2 protein-coding genes are annotated in these 1650 nt (G+C 64.6%); both read left to right on the top strand.

Annotated features, from left to right (window positions below):
- The first annotated feature begins 78 nt into the window (after positions 1 to 78).
- Positions 79 to 348, top strand: coding sequence for a hypothetical protein (locus AWC07_RS02565; protein WP_036409053.1), 270 nt, complete (start codon positions 79 to 81; stop codon positions 346 to 348).
- On the top strand, positions 345 to 1436 hold the full coding sequence (locus tag AWC07_RS02560) for an alpha/beta fold hydrolase (protein ID WP_051507768.1): 1092 nt from the start codon (positions 345 to 347) through the stop codon (positions 1434 to 1436). The genes AWC07_RS02565 and AWC07_RS02560 overlap by 4 nt, the downstream gene beginning before the upstream one ends.
- The last annotated feature ends 214 nt before the right edge of the window (positions 1437 to 1650 follow it).

Raw genomic sequence — 1650 nt, 5'->3', positions numbered from 1 at the left:
CATCGACCACCCGTCGCAACAGGTCGTGCAGTCCTGGACCCGGTGCGCCACCGTCGTCGACCCCACCGGAGCGATGCAATGAGGGCGTTGCCTGCGCAGCTGCGCAGCTTCGACCGGCCCAGCCGGATGCTGATGATCAACCAGTTCGGCATCAACACCGGCTTGAATGCCCAGCCATCTCCTCGAGGACGTGAGCATGTACGCGACACCCGCTCCGCCGCCGGCGAGCGAACCACCGGGGGCGCCGCCCTCGGGTTGCACGACGTCGGGACGGCGCAACGCCTACGCAGCGGCATCGAATCGGTGGAAGGACGGCGATACCGGCCTGCTTTGCGAGGTGCGGCGTGAACGTCGGCCAGCGCGAAATCGGCGCAAGCGCACGAGCAACGAATCACTGGTCCTGGGGTGAGTTCCAGTGCCACACCGTCACCACCAGTGACGGTGTGGCACTGGCGGTGCGTGATTACGGATCGTCAACGGCGGCCCATACGGTCGTGCTGCTGCACGGCTTCTGTCTGAACAAAGATTCTTGGGACATCCAAATCCGCCACTTGATCCGTCAGTGGGGCAGCAGGATTCGGATCATCAGCTACGACCATCGTGGTCATGGCGAGTCTTCTGATGCGCCAATGCACACCTACCGCATCGAGCACCTCGCGTCGGATCTCGCTGAGTTGCTGGTGGCCCTTGGCGTCGCCGGACCGCTCACCCTCGCTGGGCATTCGATGGGCGGTATGACAGCGCTGGCCTATCTGGGCCGACCCGCCGGTCAGCGGCCTGTTGAACCGCATGCCCTCATCCTTATCGCTAGTGCTGCGGGGAAACTGTGCGAACGGGGATTGGGCCGGCTCCTTGCCAGCCCGGCCGTGCGCCTCCTGTATGAGTTGGTGCAGCGCGCGCCCCAAAGGGTTGCCGATGAGGCGGTCCGGGTGTTGGCCCGGCCGGTGTGCAGCGCAATGACCAGGTATGCCGGATACGGCACAACGGCCGCGGAGACGCTGGTCGCGGTATCTGCGGGGAGCATCAATGACACCCGGGTGAGAACGAAAGTGGGCTTCCTGGCCGGGCTGAAAGCCTATGACCACTACCGGACGCTGGGTTCTGTGTATGCCAAGACAACCATCATCAGCGGCGGGGCGGACCGATTCACCCCACCCGCACATGCCCGTGATCTCGCTGCCGGTATCCGCGATGCCACCCATCTGTACCGCTCCGCCGCGGGGCACATGCTTCTGCATGAGGAACCGCGGTTAGTCACTGAAGCGATCAGCCGCGCGATCGCATGTTCTAGCGCGACTGTCCACGGCCAGGTGAACAACGTCGTTACGCCCGGCCAACGAGCCGGCACCGCCCGGTCGCTGATGAGCCGCACCTCCGTACGGCAGACGACCGGTGTCGGTGACCAACCACCGGCCCTTCTTGCCGGCACGGGTTAGGGATTCGGACTGCTGTGTGAAACCCTGCCAGGCGCTCATCCGATCGGGCAGTTGGGACCACGTGGATCTGGGCGGTGTTCAGCCCCGTGCCGGTGGCATGGGGTCGCGATGGGCTGCGCAAACCGATGGCTTGCCGCCGTGATGCATCAAGTCAAGATGCCCGCGAGATCTGATCCATGCATCAGGTAAGGAATGCCCGCGAAAATGGGTCTCC

It is taken from the genome of Mycobacterium gastri, assembly GCF_002102175.1.
Lineage (GTDB): Bacteria > Actinomycetota > Actinomycetes > Mycobacteriales > Mycobacteriaceae > Mycobacterium > Mycobacterium gastri.
This window is presented reverse-complemented; position numbering and strand designations above follow the sequence as displayed.